Below are 16021 nucleotides of genomic sequence, written 5' to 3' on the forward strand. Positions count from 1 at the left end.
TCGTACCCCCGGTCGCCGTTCTGCGCGAGCGCCGAGGACACCACGGGCTGCGGCACCTGGGTGGTGAAGGCGTACATCGGGGTGGTGGGACCGGTGGAGGAGAAGTCGTTGGCCTGGACCGCGTACAGGTACGACTTCTTCCACGCCAGCACGCCGGCCGGAACCTTCCACACCCCACCAGCGACCCAGCCCGAACTGGTGATTTGCGTTCCCTGCTCGTTGTAGACGATGAAGTTGTAGCGCAGTCCCTTCGCCGGCCAGTTGTCCGAGTCGTGGCCCTGGGCGATCAGTTCTGGCGTCAGGGTGTCGAGCGTGGCGTTGTTCGACGGGTACCGGGTGTCGACCTGAGGGGCGACGTTGTCGGTGTAGGTGACGTCGATGAAGGGGCCACAGCTGATCAGGCCGTAGACGCTGTTATTGCACTTCACACCCGCATCGGTAGAAGTGAACCGCTTCCACGCCGCGGTGTCGGTCTCAGACGCGGTCAGGGCGAGGCCGTAGTTGCTGGCGCCGGTTACCCATTCGTTGACCTCGGCTGGGTTCAGCGGCACCGACACCCAAGTGCCAACCGTGCGATTGGGAGGGTTGCCGTTGTTCCCACAGGCTGCGGTGCTGCTCGGGGACGCGTTTCCGATCGACGCGCTGTAGGTGGGGAACGTGTCGTAGGTGACCGACGACGCCCACCAGTTCTGCGTCACCCGGTGGACATCGAAACGTCGGGCGGCGCAGGTGCCGTTGCCGATGCCCTGATAGCTCATGAAGAGATTGAGGTCTGCGGCGCTGAGTCGCCTGCCCGCGTACGTGGTGCCGAAGGTGGGGAACGGCAGCAAAGCCTTGGCCTTGCCGCTTCCGAAGGTTCCAACGGCGACGTTGTCCTCGGTGGAGCGGACAGCAGTGCTGCCCGACTGGACGTACGTGTCACCGGTGGTCGTCGCGATGGTTCCCGTGGTGGGATCGAGCTCGACCGGGAACGTCCGTGCCGGGTCCCTGAGCCAGGCCCCGTCGATCGTTACCTTCAGCGCCTGCCCGTCGCCGTGGTCGACAATGTCGTACCGCACCCCGTGTGAAGTTGTCCTCGCGCCTGTCTGGTCGACCTTCGAGTCCTGCATCCAGCCGGCCGGCATGACCGCCGCGGTCTTGCCGGCGGGGTCGACGAACACGACCTGACCGTCGTCGTCCAATCGGACGGTCAAGCCGGACAAGTGCAGGGGATAGAGGTACTCGGTGGCCACGTCCGCCGAGTGAAAGGTGAGCGTCTCCTTGACCTCGCTGCCGTTGAGGCGGAGCGTCAGGTCGACGCCGGGAAAGACACTTCGGTAGGTCGCGGCACTGCCCTCGATGACCGCGGCACTGATCGTGCCTCCCGCCAGGTCATAGCCGAGTATCCGACCCCCGCCGAGGTTCATCCGCACCAGCGGGCCGTCCGCGGCCTCCAGCGTGGGATTCAGGGTGACGTCGATCGGTACCGCTCGTGCTCGCAGTCGCCCGCCCTTCCCCACCAGCCCGTTGTCGATCCGTTGCCAGCGTCCCTGACCGTCCTTGAAGTTGACGGCGGACGCGTGGACCCGGCGGGTGTAGGAGCCATCCGCGTTCTGGAAGACGTCGGAGGTGCTGGTCGAGGCTTCCGGGAGATGCTTGCTGACGCCTGACTGGAAGCCCTGCGCTGCCCGTGTCGTCCGGTTGCCGGTCTCAGGCCGGTACGACTTCCGCAGCTTCAGCTCGCCCTTCGCGGGCCGGACCGGCGCGTTGTCCTGCGCCCTGGGCGAGTCGACATAGTGGCCGCGGTCAGGCGAGCGGCCCATCTGCTGCTTCGGCGTGGGTGGGTCAGCCCACGACCAGCGCACCGCGAACAGATCGGACAGCCAGGACAGGGGAAAGCCACTGCGGCCTGGATGGTTCAAGGGTGCGGAGGGTGCCCCCGTGGTGATCAGCATCGTCAGGACGAGTACCGCCGCCATGCGTCGAGCGACCCGACCTCGACGGCGCGGGCGGCCCGGAGCCATCGCCTGCGCATGCTGCCGCTGACCGCCCATGGCAGCCCTCCCCCGCGATCACGAATACGTGAGGAGAGCTTCCTGGACGTTTCCTGTAAGCACAAGCATCCATGTAGGTAAGATTATTTTGCTCGGGAGCGGGCCACCGCCGACTCGACTCCCGCCCGGATCTCCTCGGCATTGCCAGCCGAAACGGCGTACACACCGTGGATCGGTCGCTCCGCGCCCACCGTCACGTAACGGATTTCCGGAAAGCGGCCCTTCCCTTCCTCCACCGCGGCGACCGGTGCTTGTCCCACTGCCACCACGACACCACAGCCCTCCAGAGCCATGGTGTTGAAGTAGGCCAGGGCGTTGGCGGTCGTCTGCGGTCCATCGACCGCAAGGTACTGGACCTTTATCAGCTGCGCGGTGGAGACCGCCTGCATGCCGGCCCACGCCGCCTTCGCCTCCGTGCCCGCCAAGCCCTCGTCATCGGTCAGCAGACAGGCGGTGAACGCCTCGTACCGTCGTTCGCGGGGCGGCAGCTCCTTCTCATCGGGCCACGTCAACCACAGCAGCGCGCCGATCAGCGCCAGCACTAGCACCGACGCCGGGGCGAGCAGTCCCGGCCAACGCAACCACTTCATCCGACCCACTCTTCCGGCAGCGCGAAATCCGGATGGAGCGTAGTGGACGGCGCCCGCGCCGCGGGTACGGCCAATCCCGCGACTTCGTATGCGCGCTTCATGCGGCCGCTTGTGCCGCCTCTGCCGTCGGCTTCCTAGCAGATCTGACCCATGATCGTCCCGTCGTCCACAGGACGCTCCTCGTCCACAGGCCGACCCCGCGCGCCCCCTCCGCCGGACCCGCCGCACGCATCCTGGCCGGCATGACGAACCGGAACCGAGCCGTCGGCGCGTACGGCGAGCGGTGCGCGCTGCGGCACCTGATCGAGACGGGCCTGCGCCCGGTCGCCCGCAACTGGCGCTGCCCCGAGGGCGAGATCGACATCATCGCCTGGGAGGGCCCGGTCCTGGCCATCTGCGAGGTCAAGACCCGCCGCAGCGAGCAGTTCGGCTCCCCCGCCGAGGCCGTCGTCCCGGCCAAGGCCCGCCGGCTGCGCGGCCTGGCCGCCCGGTGGCTCGCCGAGACCGGCACCACCGCCGACGAGGTCCGCTTCGACGTGCTGTCCGTCCGGCTCCCGCTCACCGGCCCCGCCCGGGTCGAGCACCTGCGCGGCGCGTTCTGACATGGGGTACGCGAAAGTGCTGAGCGTGGGCCTGGCCGGAGTCGCCGGTCACCTCGTCGAGGTCGAGGCCGACCTCGCCCCCGGCCTGCCCGCCGTGATCATCTCCGGTCTGCCCGACACCGCGCTGCACGAGGCGCGCGACCGGGTCCGCGCGGCGATCGTCAACTCCGGCCAGAAGTGGCCGAACCGGCGGATCACCCTCAATCTGCTGCCCGCCACCCTGCCCAAGTACGGCTCGGCGTTCGACCTGGCCATCGCGGTCGCCGTGCTCGCCGGCTCGGGTGAGCTGCCGCCCGTCGCCCTGGACGCCACTGTCGTGCTCGGCGAACTCGGCCTCGACGGCGCGGTGCGCCCGGTACGCGGCACGCTGCCCATGGTCGCCGCCGCAGCCCGCGCCGGGCACACCCGGGTCGTCGTACCCGCCGGCAACGCCGCCGAGGCGGCGGTCATCCCCGGCGTACGGGTGCACGCCGTCGACACGCTGCACCGGCTCGTCGCACACGTCCGCACCGGCGCGCCACTGCTCGCCCCGCCCGCTCCGGCCCCGGCCGGGACCCCACCCGGGCCGGATCTCGCCGACGTGGCCGGCCAGCCGCTCGGGCGGCGCGCGCTGGAGATCGCCGCCGCCGGCGGTCATCACCTTGCGCTGCTCGGCCCGCCCGGCGCCGGCAAGACCATGCTCGCCGAGCGGCTGCCGTCGGTGCTGCCCGAGCTGGACGACGAGGCCGCCCTGGAGGTGACCGCGCTGCACTCGATCGCCGGCCTGCTGCCGCCCGGCGGCGGGCTGCTGCGCCGTCCTCCGTTCCAGGCGCCCCACCACACCGCCACGGTGCCCGCCCTCGTCGGTGGCGGCTCCGGGCTGGCCCGGCCCGGCGCGGTGTCGCTGGCCCACCGCGGGGTGCTGTTCCTCGACGAGGCGCCCGAGTTCGGCAAGGGCGCGCTGGAGGCGTTGCGGCAGCCGCTGGAGAGCGGCCGGGTACGTGTGGCGCGCACGCGCGGCGCGACCGAGTACCCGGCCCGCACGCAACTGGTGCTGGCCGCCAACCCCTGCCCGTGCGCGAAGCCGTCCGGCGACGTCGACTGCGAGTGCACACCGCTGGCCCGGCGGCGCTACCTGGGCCGGTTGTCGGGGCCGCTGCTCGACCGGGTGGACGTGCAGGTCCGGCTGCAGGCGGTACGCGCGGCGGAACTGTTGCGTACCGATGCCGCGCACGAGTCCTCGGCCACCGTCGCCGCCCGGGTCGCCGCCGCACGACGAGCCGCCGCCGACCGCTGGGCGGCCACCGGGCACCGGGTCAACGCCGACGTCCCCGGCCCGTACCTGCGCCGTCCGCCGTGGCACCTGCCCGCCCGGGTCACGACGGACCTGCGGCACCGGCTCGACACCGGTTCGCTGTCCGCGCGCGGCTACGACCGCGTACTGCGGCTCGCCTGGACCATCGCGGACCTGGACGGGCGGGACCGCCCCGGCCACGACGACGTGGCGGAGGCCATCCAGCTGCGGACGGGAGAGGCCGCGTGAGCACCGACGAGACGAAGCTGGCGCGGGTCGCGCTCACCTGGCTCGCCGAGCCCGGCACCCGATCCGTGTACGCCTTGGTCGAGCGGATCGGCCCGGTCGCCGCGCTCGACCTGCTGCTGTCCGGTGGCGCGCCGGAGCGGACCCTGCGCTCGGCCGTGGCGGCGCGGGCCGCTGCCGGTGACGCCCGGGCGGTCGCGGCCGAGGCGCTGGCCCGTGGCGAGCGGCTGGGCGCCCGGCTGGTCACCCCGGACGACGACGAGTGGCCGGCCCAGGTCCGTGACCTCCGGCGGCTGGCGCTGCCCGGCGCCACCCGCCGGGTCGATGTGGAGACCGACCCGCCGCTCTGCTTCTGGGTACGCGGGGCGTGGCCGCTCGGCGAGACGCTGGCGCACTCGGTGGCGGTGGTCGGCGCCCGGGCGGCCACCCCCTACGGCTCACACATCGCCACCGAGCTGGGCTACGGCCTGGCCGACCGGGAGTGGACTGTGGTGTCGGGCGGGGCGTTCGGCATCGACTCCGCCGCCCATCGTGGCGCGTTGACAGCGGGCGGGCGCACCGTCGCCGTGCTGGCGTGCGGGGTGGACCGCCCGTACCCGATGGGCAACGCCGCGTTGTTCGACCGGATCGCCGAGACCGGCCTGCTGGTGAGCGAGTGGATGCCGGGCGCGGAGCCGCTGCGGCCCCGGTTCCTCATCCGCAACCGGGTGATAGCGGCGGCGACACGCGGCACGGTGCTGGTGGAGGCGGCGGCGCGCAGCGGCGCCGCCCAGACGCTCAACCGGGCGCTCGGCCTCCGGCGCCACGCCATGGTGGTTCCCGGGCCGGTCACCTCCGCGATGTCGGTCGGCGGGCACGAGGTGCTGCGCGAGCGGCCGGACGCGCGGCTGGTCACCGGCCTCGCGCACGTGCTGGAGGAGGTGGGACGGATCGGCTACGACCTGGCCCCGCCGGCCCGAGCGCCCGAGCGCCCACGGGACCGGCTCGACGAGGAGGCCACCCAGGTGCTGGAGGCGTTGCCCCGCCGCCGGGCGCTCGACCTGGAGAGCGTCGCAGCCCGGGCCGGCGTGGACCTGCGTACCGCGATGCGCAAGCTGTCCCTGCTGGAGGAACTGACGATGGTGGTTCGTCGCGACGGCGGCTACGCGCTCGCCCCGCCGGCGGCCGGCCCGACCTGACAGGCGGCGCGTACCCCCTCGCAACCGCCCGGCGACGGGGCCGTGGGACCGGCCCCGGTCTTCTAGGATCACCATTTCGCGCGCGGCGGAAGCCGTTGCGGGAACGATCGCGCCCCGGCCGGACGCCGGGCGCCGTCACGGGGAGAAGGATGACTGGGGCAGCGAACCGTCGCACATGTCCACAATGGTCGGAGTCCGGCGCCGAGGTGCGGCTCGCCGGGCCGGCGTCGGCCATCCCGCCGACGCGCGGAGGCGGCCGATGAGCACGCAGGAGACCTCGCGCCGCAACCCGGCGGCTGGCCCACCCGGGTCGGGGCGTCGTGCGTTCGGCGGCATGCTGGTCGTGGTCAGCCTCTTCGTGGTGTTCTTCGCGATCCTGTCCCACCGCGACATCGGCGACTACGACCCGAACGGCCCGACGATGTGCGGCGAGGATGTGATGACGCCCCGGGACCGGTGCATGTTCGGCGCGGGCGACGGCTCCTACGAGGCCCAGAAGGCCGAGGCGGAGAAGCAGCACGACATCGACCTGATGATCCGGGACATCGGCTTCGTCGCCGGTCCGGCGCTGTTCGTGGCCGGAGTCCTGCTGATCGTGTGGGGCACGCGCCGGATCCGGGCCACGCAGCAGCCGGCCGAAGCCTGAGCCGGCACGGCACGGCGACGGGACGCGCGATCGTCAGTCGCCCTCGAACCGGATCTCGGTGTCTCGGCGCTCCGCGCAGCGGCGGGCCAGCCGGGCCAGCCGGCGGATGTGGTCGGCCTCCGCCGGCGCCCCGGCCACCTCGGCCAGGCACCGCAGGTCGGCGAGCAGCTGCGACATCCGATCGGTGTCGACGGTCAGCTCGCCGAGCGGATCGACGCGATCCAGCAGCGGCGTCCGGCCGCCGCCGCGGACCCGCGCCAGCAGACCGAGCAGCACGTCCTGCGGATCCGCGACGACCTCGATCGAGACGTACGCGGGCCGGCGACGACTGCTGCCCGCCGAGATCTGTCGGTAGAGGACCGCGTCCACTCCCACTGTCGGGCCCCTTTTCGTACCGGGCGTCACCGTCGCGGGACGCGGCTGTCCGATCGCGGCCGGATCGGCCACCCGTGGGGCGCCGGCTCAGCCACGCTGCCGTCCGGTTGCCGCCCTGTGCCTGGCCGCAGCATGAGTTTCCTCTGTCCAGGCCCGGTTTAGCCACCCTGCTCGGCGCGGCGCGATCGTCACGCCGGAAGGCACTGGCGCGGCGGCGCACGGCACACCGCGGCCACGGCGGCGCCGACGGCCCGGCCGGCGCGGTGAAGGCGTGCGGCGGCTCAGCGCGCGGCGGCGCTCCGGCCGTACGCTGGACCGGTGATCGCTGTCCCGCACCGCCGCCACGACCGCTTGCGCCAGATCGGGGCGCCGCGGTGAGCAAGCGGCAGCGCGGCACCCGGGACGCGCACGAGGAGCTGCCCGCGTCGATGCGCGAAGCGGTGGACGACTTCGCCGACCACCTGTCGCGGGTGCGCAACCGGTCCGTCCACACCGTCCGCGCGTACGTCACGGATCTCGTGTCGCTGCTCGACCACGCGGTCCGAATGGGCTGCGCCGAGCTGCCGGAGCTGGACCTCGCCGTGCTGCGCAGCTGGCTGGCGAAACAGCGGACCATGGGCGCGGCCCGGACGACGATGGCCCGCCGCGCCGCCGCGGCCCGGACGTTCAGCGCCTGGGCGCACCGCGCCGGCCTGCTCGCCGACGACATCGCCGCGCCGCTGGCGAGCCCTCGGGCCCGGCGGGAACTGCCCACCGTGCTGCGGGCCGACCAGGCCGCCGCCCTGATGGAGGCCGCCCGGCCCGCCGACGCCCCGCAACCCGAGGGAGCACCGGGCGCGGACACGCCCGAGGCCGTGCTGCTGCGTGACCGGCTGCTGCTCGAACTGCTCTACGGCACCGGGGTACGGATCAGCGAGGCGTGCGGCCTGGACGTGACCGACGTCGACCAGGGCCGCCGGGTGGTGCGCGTACTCGGCAAGGGCGGCCGGGAGCGGTCGGTGCCCTACGGGGTGCCGGCGCAGCGGGCGCTCGATGCGTGGCTGAGCGTCGGGCGGCCGGCTCTGGCGACGCCCGGCTCGGGCCGGGCGCTGCTGCTCGGGGCGCGGGGCGGGCGGCTCAACCCGACCACCGCGCGGCGGATCGTGGCCGACTGGACCGAGGCCGCCGGGGTGCCCCGGGTGACGCCGCACGGGCTGCGTCACTCGGCCGCCACCCACCTGCTCGAAGGCGGCGCGGACCTGCGGGCGGTGCAGGAGCTGCTCGGGCACTCGTCGCTGGCGAGCACGCAGATCTACACGCACGTGTCGGTCGAGCGGCTACGTGCGGCGTACCGGCAGGCGCACCCCCGCGCCTGACCGGCGGAATCCCGCCGGGTGATGATCCATCTCGGGCTAGGATCGATGGATGACGGTGCCGCAGCCGCCCGAGCCGATTCCCGGTGCTCGGCTGCTCTTCTCCCTCGATCCCTCCGTCAGCCACCTCAACCACGGCTCGTTCGGCGCCGTGCCGATCGCCGTGCAGCGCGCCCAGCAGCGCCTGCGCGACGAGATGGAGGCCAACCCGCTGCGGTTCTTCACCCAGGGCCTGGTCGACCGGATCGCCCACGCCCGCCGACACCTGGCCGCGTTCCTCGGCGCGGACCCGGACGGCACCGCGCTGGTCGGCAACGTCACCGCCGGCGCGGCGGTCGTGTTGCAGTCGCTGGCGCTGCGCCCCGGCGACGAGATCCTGACCACCGACCACGGGTACGGGGCAGTGGCCCTCTCGATCGGGCGGGAGTGCGCCCGCACCGGGGCGGTGTCCCGCACCCTGCCGGTGCCGTTGACCGCCACCGACGAGGAGGTGGTCGAGATCGTCCGCGCCGGGTTGCGCCCCGGGCGTACCCGGCTGCTCATCGTCGACCAGCTGACCTCGCCGACCGCCCGGCTGTTTCCGGCCGCCGCGCTCGTCGCGGTGGCCCGGGAGCAGGGCGTGCCGGTGCTGGTGGACGCCGCGCACGCGCCGGGCATGCTGCCGGCCACCGTCGCGTCGATCGGCGCCGACTTCTGGGTGGGCAACCTGCACAAGTGGGCGTACGCGCCGCGCGGCACCGCCGCGCTCGTGGTGGCGCCGTCGTGGCGGGAGAAGATCCAGCCGCTCGTCGTCTCGTGGGAGCAGGACAGCGGCTTCCCGACCCGGGTGGAATGGCAGGCGACGCTCGACTACACCGGCTGGCTGGCCGCCCCGGTGGGCCTGTTCACACTGCGCAGCCTCGGCGTCGACCGGGTACGGGCGCACAACGCGGCGCTGGCCGCGTACGGGCAACGGGTCGTCGGGGACGCGCTGGGTGTGGCGCCCGAGCGGCTGCCGGAGCCCGGCGGACCGGCGGTCGCCATGCGTCTGGTGCCGCTGCCGCCGGGCGTCGCGACGACACTTGACGCGGCCCGGGAGCTGCGGGCCCGGATCGCCGACCGGCTCTCCGCCGAGGTGTCGGTGGCCGGCTGGAACGGGCGCGGCTACCTACGGCTGTGCGGCCAGGTCTACAACACCCCCGACGAGTACGACCGGCTGGCCGTCCGGCTGCCCACGCTGCTCGCCCAGCGCTGAGCGGCGCATCCGGCCGAAGCCGGCGGCGGCGCCACGACTCAGGGGACCGGCGTCGGCTCCCGGGTCGAGCGGCAGCAGCCGGACCCGGCCGAGCCCGAGCAGCGCCAGCGGATCCAGGTACTCGGCGCCGCGTCGCAGCCCCCAGTGCAGGCAGGCCGCCTCGGCGCAGCCGGGATGCCCGGCGAGCAGGTCACCGATCGGGGTGCCGGCGTCGACCCGGGTGCCGGCGGTGACCCGGGACCGGACCGGCTCGTAGGTGGTGCGCAGCCCGTCGTGGTGGCCGACGGTGAGGACCGGCCGGCCGGCGACCGAGCCGGCGAACAGGACGGTCCCGGCGCCAACCGAGCGGACCTGCGCGCCGGGCGCGTCTGCCAGGTCCACGCCCCGGTGCCCGGACATCCACGGCTGCGGCGGCGGGTCGAACCCACGTGCCACGCGGGGTGGACCGGGCAGCGGCCACCGGAACCGTCCGGCGATCGCCGGCCCGCCGGGCGCGCCCCGGTATCCCGTCGTGACGTCCGGCCCGTCAAGGACCGCCGCCGAGCCGCCCGCCGCCACCGGCCTGTCAAGGCTCGCCGCGGGGACGCCCGGCAACCAGAAGGCGAGCACGAGCACAAGCAGCAGGCCCCTGCCGGCCCGACCGATGGGGATACGCACACCGCGTACCCTGACCTGCCCCGTGCTCCCCCGCGCGCACCGCGCGGTCGCCCTGTGGACGACGCCCCCACTGTGGACGAGCGCCGAAATCGGGGCGGATCTGCTACGGCCGGGACGCCTATGCTGGCCGGGTGACGAAGGACTGGTACGCCTGGCACCGCGACTACGACCAGCCCGAGTCCGCACTGGCCCGGCGGCTCGCCGAGGTGCGGCAGCGTGTCGCCGACGCCCTCGACGCCGCACCGCCCGGTCCGCTGCGCGCGCTGAGTCTCTGCGCCGGTCAGGGCCGTGACCTGATCCCGGTGCTGGCCGCCCACCCCCGGGGCGCCGACGTGACCGCCCGCCTGGTCGAGCTGGACCCGCGCAACGCCGATCTGGCCCGCCGCGCCGCCGCCGACGCGGGGCTCACCGGCGTGCAGGTGGTGACCGGGGACGCCGCGCTGACCGACGGCTACGCCGATCTGGCCCCGGCCGATCTGGTGCTGGTCTGCGGCATCTTCGGCAACATCACCGACGACGACATCCGGGCGACGGTGCGGCACTGCGCCTCGCTCTGCGCCACCGGCGGCATGCTGCTGTGGACGCGGCACCGGCGCGAGCCGGATCTGGTGCCGGCGATCTGCGAGTGGTTCGCCGAGGAGGGCTTCGAGCCGGTCGCTTTGGGCAGCCCGGCCGACGGTGTGGGTGTCGGCGCGCACCGCTTCACCGGCACCCCGCGCCCGCTGGTGCCGGGTGCACGGATGTTCACGTTCGTGGGCTACGACGTGCTGGAGCGGACGGAGCAGGCATGACCACAGTGGACGACGCGAGCCGGCCCGCCCGGGTCGCCGGACCGGACGAGGCGATCAGCGCCGAGGAGCTCCAGCTCGCCGCGCGCAACCACGGCATCCCGCTGGAGGCGCTGCGCTACGACGTGACCCCGGCGGGCCTGCACTACCTGCTCATCCACTACGACATCCCGGACGTCGACCCGGCCGCGTACGCGCTGAGCGTGTCCGGCGCGGTGCAGCGTCCACTGCGGCTGGACCTGGCGGCGCTGCGCGACCGGCCCCGGGTGACCCACCGGGTCACGCTGGAGTGCGCGGGCAACGGCCGGGCGCTGCTGCGGCCCCGCCCGGTGAGCCAGCCCTGGCTGGTGGAGGCGGTGGGCAACGCCGAGTGGACCGGCACCCCGCTGGCGCCGCTGCTGCGCGAGGCCGGGCTGTCCGGCGACGCGGTGGACGTGGTGTTCACCGGGGCGGACCACGGGATCGAGCGCGGCGTCGAGCAGGACTACCAGCGGGCGCTGCCGGTGGCCGACGCGCTGCGCGAGGAGGTGCTGCTGGCGTACGAGATGAACGGCGCTCCCCTGCTGCCGCAGCACGGCGCGCCGCTGCGGCTGATCGTGCCCGGCTGGTACGGCATGGCGCACGTGAAGTGGCTGCGCGACATCACGGTGACGACCGAGCCGTTCGACGGCTACCAGAACGCGGTGGCCTACCGGTTGCGGCGCGACGCCGACGACCCGGGCGTGCCGGTGACCCGGATCGAACCGCGTGCCCTGGTGCGCCCGCCCGGGTTCCCGGACTTCATGTCCCGGACCCGGGTGGTGCGGCCGGGGCCGTGCACGGTGGACGGCCGGGCCTGGTCCGGGCACGCGCCGGTGACGTCGGTCGAGGTGACGATGGACGGTGGCGGCACGTGGACGCCGGCGGTCCTGGACGAGCCGGCCGGCGGCGAGTGGGCGTGGCGTCGATGGTCGGTGAGCTGGACGGCGACCCCGGGGCGGTACGTGCTGGGCGCCCGGGCGACCGACGCCTCGGGGCGCACTCAGCCGGTCGAGCAGCCGTGGAACCGGGGCGGGTTCGCGAACAACCTGGTGCAGCGGGTCGAAGTGGTCGTGCCGGAGCGGTGATCCGGGCGGCGGGCCGCCCGGGGATCAGCTCCCGAATCCGGAATCTGCGGGAAGCGAGATGTCGGGCTTTTCGAGCTCTTCCACATTGACGTCCTTGAACGTCATTACTCGGACGTTCTTGACGAAACGGGCAGGCCGGTACATGTCCCACACCCAGGCGTCGTGCATCTCGACCTCGAAGTAGACCTCACCGTCCGAGTTGCGGACGTGCAGGTCGACCTGGTTCGCCAGATAGAAACGGCGCTCGGTCTCCACCACGTAGGAGAACTGGCGGACAATGTCGCGGTACTCCCGGTAGAGCTGCAGCTCCATCTCGGTCTCGTACTTCTCGAGATCTTCCGCGCTCATCGCACTCCGCCTTCCATGACCACATCTTCCCCCACCGACGCCGGAGGTCGCGGCTGCTCGCCCAACGCCACGCCGACGGTACCCCCTGGCGCGCCGGAGCGCCCCATCGGCTCGTCCGGGCGCCCGGCGAACGCGCCGGCCCCGAGTACCGGCAGCCCGGCCACGGGCTCGGGCGACACCACGTCGGCGCCCGCCGGGCGGCGGGCGCGGGGAGGCCGGCCGTCCCGTCCGGAGACGGCGGCCACGTTCACGTACGAGAAGCGGTGCTCCCGGCAGGGCCCGAGCGCGCGCAGCGCGGCGCTGTGCTCGGCGGTGATGTAGCCCTTGTGTTCGGCGAAGCCGTAGCCGGGGAACCGCCCGTCCAGTTCCACCATGATCCGGTCCCGGGTGACCTTGGCGAGCACACTGGCCGCAGCCACGCAGGCGGCCACCCGATCGCCCTTCCAGACCGCCAGCCCCGGCACGTCGAGCCCGTCGACGCCGAAGCCGTCGGTCAGCACGTACTCCGGGCGGGTGGTCAGCGAGGCGAGCGCCCGGCGCATCGCGGCGAGGTTGCACACGTGCAACCCGCGGGCGTCCACCTCCTCGGCCGGGATGACCACCACGGCGTACGCCAGGGCCCGCGCCACCACCTCGTCGTGGACGCGCTCCCGGGCGGCCGGGGTGAGCAGCTTGGAGTCGGCCAGCTCGTCGATCTCGCCCCGGCGCCCCTCGGGCAGGATCGCGGCGGCGGCCACCAGCGGCCCGGCGCAGGCGCCCCGGCCCGCCTCGTCGGCGCCCGCGACGTAGCGGAAGCCCCGCCGTTGCAGGGCCCGCTCCAGCGCGTAGAGGCCGCCGTCGCGGCGCACCACCGTGCGCGGCGGGGTCAGCATGCGCCGCCTCCCACCAGCGCGGCGCCGAGCCGGCCCGGCAGATCCGGCGGGTAGTAGCGCTCGGCGGTGGCGGCCAGGTCGGTCACCGTCCACCAGCGGTGCCCGTGCACGCTCGCGCGCTCGACGTCGTTGAATCCGGTGGTGTCGACCTCCCAGCCCGCCACCCGGACCAGGTAGAACTGCTGCTCCTGGCGGTACCAGACGCCGTCGAACGGGAACTCGACGGTCTCCGACCAGACCGGCGCGCCCAGCTCGGCCGGGGCCAGCCGCAGGCCGGTCTCCTCGGCCAGCTCACGGGCCGCGCCGTCGGCCGGGGCCTCCCCCGGGTCCAGCCCGCCGCCGGGAGTGAACCAGTAGCGGTGACCCGGCCGGGCCGGATCACCGCCCTCGAAGAGCAGCACCCGGTCGGACGCGTCGACCTGCAGCACCCGGGCCGCGCGACGAGGGGTGTAGACGGTCACCGCACCAGCCTGCCAGACGGCTGCGACGAACGACCACGCCCTCCCGCCGGCGGCCGGGGGTGGGCGTGGGGGCGCGCGGAAACCGTCGGGTCAGGGATTGGGGATCCCCTCGAACTGCTTCGGCACGCTGAGCCAGGTGGCGCGGCTGACCGGCCAGAAGATGGTGAAAGCCCGCCCGACGACCTCGCCCTCCGGGATGGTGGCGACGGTGATGTCCTCGCCGGACTGCTGCCAGTGCTCCAGCGAGTCGCCGGAGGCCTCCCGGTGGTCACCCATGACCCACAGCCGGCCCTTCGGCACGGTGATGTCGAAGTCCTGGTCGGCGGGCTTGTTGCCGGGGAAGATGAACGGCTCGTCGACCGGCTTGCCGTTGATGACCAGCCGGTCCTGCCCGCCCGTACGGTCGCAGCAGACCACGTGATCGCCGCCGACGCCGATCACCCGCTTGATGAAGTCCTCACCGTCGGGGTTGCCGCTCCACTCGGTGGGCGCCTTGAAGACGATCACCTCGCCCCGGTGCGGCGAGCGGAAGTCGTAGACCAGCTTGTTGACCAGCACCCGATCGTCGATCTTGAGGGTGTTCTCCATGGACGGCGACGGGATGAAGAAGGTCTGCAGCACGAAGGCGCGAACCAGCACTGCGACCAGGATCGCCACACCCAGGAGGATGGGCAGCTCCTTCCAGAAGGAGTTGCGCGGCTTCTCGGTCTGCTCGTCGATCACGGGAGGAGCCTACGTCCCCGGGTGCGGCGCAGTCGCCCCGAACCCGCGAGAACCGTGAGCGTCGCCACGACCGGCACGATCAGGACGACTCCGCCCACCGGGTCGGGATCCACCGGGACCGGGCCGGAGGCGGCCGCGGCGTCCGCGCGCGGCACGTCCGCGAACGTCTCCGGTACGGGCAGGGTGGTCCACCGCTGCGACGGCCAGACGATCATGAAGGCGCGACCGATCACGTTCTCGATCGGCACCGGCCCCTGACATCGGGCGTCCTGCGAGACCAGCCGGTGGTCACCCATCACGAAGATCTGCCCCGGCGGCACCACCACCTCGGTGAACTGCCGGGACCGGCATTCCTTCGGATTGGGCGGAAGCTCGAGCGGGGAGTCCTCGGAGACGTACGCCTGCTCGTCCAGCGGCACCCCGTTGACCACCACGCGGCCGTCGTCGCAGCACCAGATCTTGTCGCCCGGCACGCCGATGACCCGCTTGATGAAGTCCTTCTCACCGGGGCGGCTGACGCCCACCAGGTCACCGAGCGTGCGGCTGACCTGGCCGGCGAAGTTGGTGGGTGGCGCGGGCGCCTCCTGGGCGACCCAGCGGTCGGTGCCGCGGAACACCACCACCTCGCCGCGGACGGGGTCGCGGACGTCGTAGACGACCTTGTTGACGAGCACCCGGTCGCCGACGAGCAGCGTGTTCTCCATCGACCCGGAGGGGATGAAGAACGCCTGGAGCAGGAACGTGCGGCTCAGCACCGCCAGGCAGAGCGCCACGATGAGCAGCAGCGGAAGCTCCTGCCAGAGCGGCATCTGGCGACGCCCGCGCCGGGCCCGCCGGCGCCAGGGATCGACGGCGCCGTCCTCGTCAACCATCTGCACCATGCCACTCTCCGGTCCGCGGAAACGACACTACCGCCCGGGAGTCTCCTTCGAGACCCCACGGGCGGTAGTGGACCGTTTCGCACCGTCCGGCTGCGCCCGTACCGACCAGGGTAATGCGGTCTGGTCGATACGACATCCGCGCAGGCCGGGCGGCGTGGCGAACGCGAATCAGTTCGCCGGCTGCTTCTCCCGCAGCTCCTTGATCTTGGCCTTCTTGCCCCGCAGCTCGCGCAGGTAGTAGAGCTTGGCGCGACGCACGTCACCGCGGGTCACGACCTCGATCCGGTCGATGCCCGGGCCGTTGAGCGGGTAGGTCCGCTCCACGCCGACACCGAAGCTGACCTTGCGGACCGAGAAGGTCTCACGCAGGCCGTCACCCTGGCGGCGGATGACGACGCCCTGGAAGATCTGGACCCGGGAGCGGTTGCCCTCGACGACCCGCGCGTGCACCTTGACGGTGTCACCGGCACGGAAGTCGGGCAGGTCGGTACGCTTCGACTGGGCGTCAAGGGCGTCCAGGATGTTCATCGCTGCGTCCTCGTGAGGCTCACGGCGCATCGTCAGTCGATGCGCGGATGGGTGATTCTGACCCCCGGGTGGTGACCGGCGAGACCGGCCCCGGTCGAGGGTCCTCGCAGCCGCCCACGGCGTGGACG

At 73.2% G+C, this 16021-nt stretch carries 18 protein-coding genes; 8 read left to right on the plus strand and 10 right to left on the minus strand.

The window, feature by feature from the left end; translation table 11 throughout:
• Both KBX39_RS06345 and KBX39_RS06350 read right to left on the minus strand, forming a co-directional pair.
• The coding region (locus KBX39_RS06345; RefSeq protein WP_210869545.1) for a DNRLRE domain-containing protein at window positions 1-2033 on the minus strand (2033 nt) is incomplete at its 3' end.
• Between the two features lie 83 nt (window positions 2034-2116).
• Window positions 2117-2623 (minus strand): hypothetical protein, encoded by a 507-nt coding sequence (locus KBX39_RS06350; protein WP_069088765.1) that lies wholly within the window; start codon window positions 2621-2623, stop codon window positions 2117-2119.
• Between the two features lie 242 nt (window positions 2624-2865).
• Between KBX39_RS06350 and KBX39_RS06355 the strand changes: the two genes are divergently transcribed.
• From KBX39_RS06355 to KBX39_RS06370, 4 genes are all read left to right on the plus strand, one after another.
• A complete protein-coding gene (locus tag KBX39_RS06355; RefSeq protein ID WP_069088764.1) occupies window positions 2866-3225 on the plus strand; it encodes a YraN family protein in 360 nt (119 codons plus the stop codon).
• Between the two features lies 1 nt (window position 3226).
• On the plus strand, window positions 3227-4747 hold the full coding sequence (locus KBX39_RS06360) for a YifB family Mg chelatase-like AAA ATPase (RefSeq protein ID WP_064447050.1): 1521 nt from the start codon (window positions 3227-3229) through the stop codon (window positions 4745-4747).
• Window positions 4744-5922 (plus strand): DNA-processing protein DprA, encoded by a 1179-nt coding sequence (locus KBX39_RS06365; RefSeq protein ID WP_210869547.1) that lies wholly within the window; start codon window positions 4744-4746, stop codon window positions 5920-5922. Before KBX39_RS06360 ends, KBX39_RS06365 begins: the two co-directional genes overlap by 4 nt.
• 259 nt (window positions 5923-6181) lie before the next feature.
• A complete protein-coding gene (locus tag KBX39_RS06370) occupies window positions 6182-6568 on the plus strand; it encodes a hypothetical protein (RefSeq protein ID WP_140946285.1) in 387 nt (128 codons plus the stop codon).
• Window positions 6569-6601: 33 nt separating this feature from the next.
• On the opposite strand, the gene KBX39_RS06375 is transcribed toward KBX39_RS06370, so the two are convergent.
• Complete coding sequence (locus KBX39_RS06375; RefSeq protein ID WP_043325899.1) at window positions 6602-6943, minus strand: hypothetical protein; 342 nt, start codon at window positions 6941-6943, stop codon at window positions 6602-6604.
• A gap of 428 nt (window positions 6944-7371) precedes the next feature.
• Between KBX39_RS06375 and KBX39_RS06380 the strand changes: the two genes are divergently transcribed.
• Together KBX39_RS06380 and KBX39_RS06385 are read left to right on the plus strand one after the other, a co-directional pair.
• Window positions 7372-8298, plus strand: a complete 927-nt coding sequence (locus KBX39_RS06380) for a tyrosine recombinase XerC (RefSeq protein ID WP_210869558.1) — start codon at window positions 7372-7374, stop codon at window positions 8296-8298.
• Window positions 8299-8347: 49 nt separating this feature from the next.
• Window positions 8348-9529, plus strand: coding sequence for an aminotransferase class V-fold PLP-dependent enzyme (locus KBX39_RS06385; RefSeq protein ID WP_166455532.1), 1182 nt, complete (start codon window positions 8348-8350; stop codon window positions 9527-9529).
• Here the strand turns inward: KBX39_RS06385 and KBX39_RS06390 are convergent.
• On the minus strand, window positions 9443-10186 hold the full coding sequence (locus tag KBX39_RS06390) for a murein hydrolase activator EnvC (protein ID WP_280841727.1): 744 nt from the start codon (window positions 10184-10186) through the stop codon (window positions 9443-9445). The genes KBX39_RS06385 and KBX39_RS06390 overlap by 87 nt on opposite strands.
• Before the next feature lie 131 nt (window positions 10187-10317).
• Here KBX39_RS06390 and KBX39_RS06395 point away from each other — a divergent pair, with 131 nt between their 5' ends.
• Both KBX39_RS06395 and KBX39_RS06400 read left to right on the plus strand, forming a co-directional pair.
• Window positions 10318-10977, plus strand: a complete 660-nt coding sequence (locus tag KBX39_RS06395) for a methyltransferase (RefSeq protein ID WP_210869549.1) — start codon at window positions 10318-10320, stop codon at window positions 10975-10977.
• Window positions 10974-12080, plus strand: a complete 1107-nt coding sequence (locus tag KBX39_RS06400; RefSeq protein ID WP_064447046.1) for a sulfite oxidase — start codon at window positions 10974-10976, stop codon at window positions 12078-12080. Before KBX39_RS06395 ends, KBX39_RS06400 begins: the two co-directional genes overlap by 4 nt.
• A gap of 24 nt (window positions 12081-12104) precedes the next feature.
• On the opposite strand, the gene KBX39_RS06405 is transcribed toward KBX39_RS06400, so the two are convergent.
• From KBX39_RS06405 to rplS, 6 genes are all read right to left on the minus strand, one after another.
• The gene (locus KBX39_RS06405; protein ID WP_011905215.1) at window positions 12105-12428 is read right to left on the minus strand and encodes a DUF2469 domain-containing protein; all 324 of its coding nucleotides are present in this window, start codon (window positions 12426-12428) and stop codon (window positions 12105-12107) included.
• Window positions 12425-13300, minus strand: a complete 876-nt coding sequence (locus KBX39_RS06410; protein ID WP_210869551.1) for a ribonuclease HII — start codon at window positions 13298-13300, stop codon at window positions 12425-12427. Before KBX39_RS06410 ends, KBX39_RS06405 begins: the two co-directional genes overlap by 4 nt.
• Window positions 13294-13761, minus strand: a complete 468-nt coding sequence (locus tag KBX39_RS06415) for an NUDIX hydrolase (protein WP_210869553.1) — start codon at window positions 13759-13761, stop codon at window positions 13294-13296. Before KBX39_RS06415 ends, KBX39_RS06410 begins: the two co-directional genes overlap by 7 nt.
• Window positions 13762-13851: 90 nt before the next feature.
• Window positions 13852-14484, minus strand: a complete 633-nt coding sequence (gene lepB, locus KBX39_RS06420) for a signal peptidase I (RefSeq protein ID WP_043325910.1) — start codon at window positions 14482-14484, stop codon at window positions 13852-13854.
• Window positions 14481-15365, minus strand: a complete 885-nt coding sequence (gene lepB, locus KBX39_RS06425; protein WP_210869556.1) for a signal peptidase I — start codon at window positions 15363-15365, stop codon at window positions 14481-14483. The genes lepB (KBX39_RS06420) and lepB (KBX39_RS06425) overlap by 4 nt, the downstream gene beginning before the upstream one ends.
• Before the next feature lie 168 nt (window positions 15366-15533).
• Complete coding sequence (gene rplS, locus KBX39_RS06430; protein WP_013284591.1) at window positions 15534-15893, minus strand: 50S ribosomal protein L19; 360 nt, start codon at window positions 15891-15893, stop codon at window positions 15534-15536.
• Window positions 15894-16021 lie beyond the last annotated feature (128 nt).

This window comes from Micromonospora sp. D75, assembly GCF_018070405.1.
In the GTDB taxonomy this organism is placed as follows: Bacteria; Actinomycetota; Actinomycetes; order Mycobacteriales; family Micromonosporaceae; genus Micromonospora; species Micromonospora chalcea.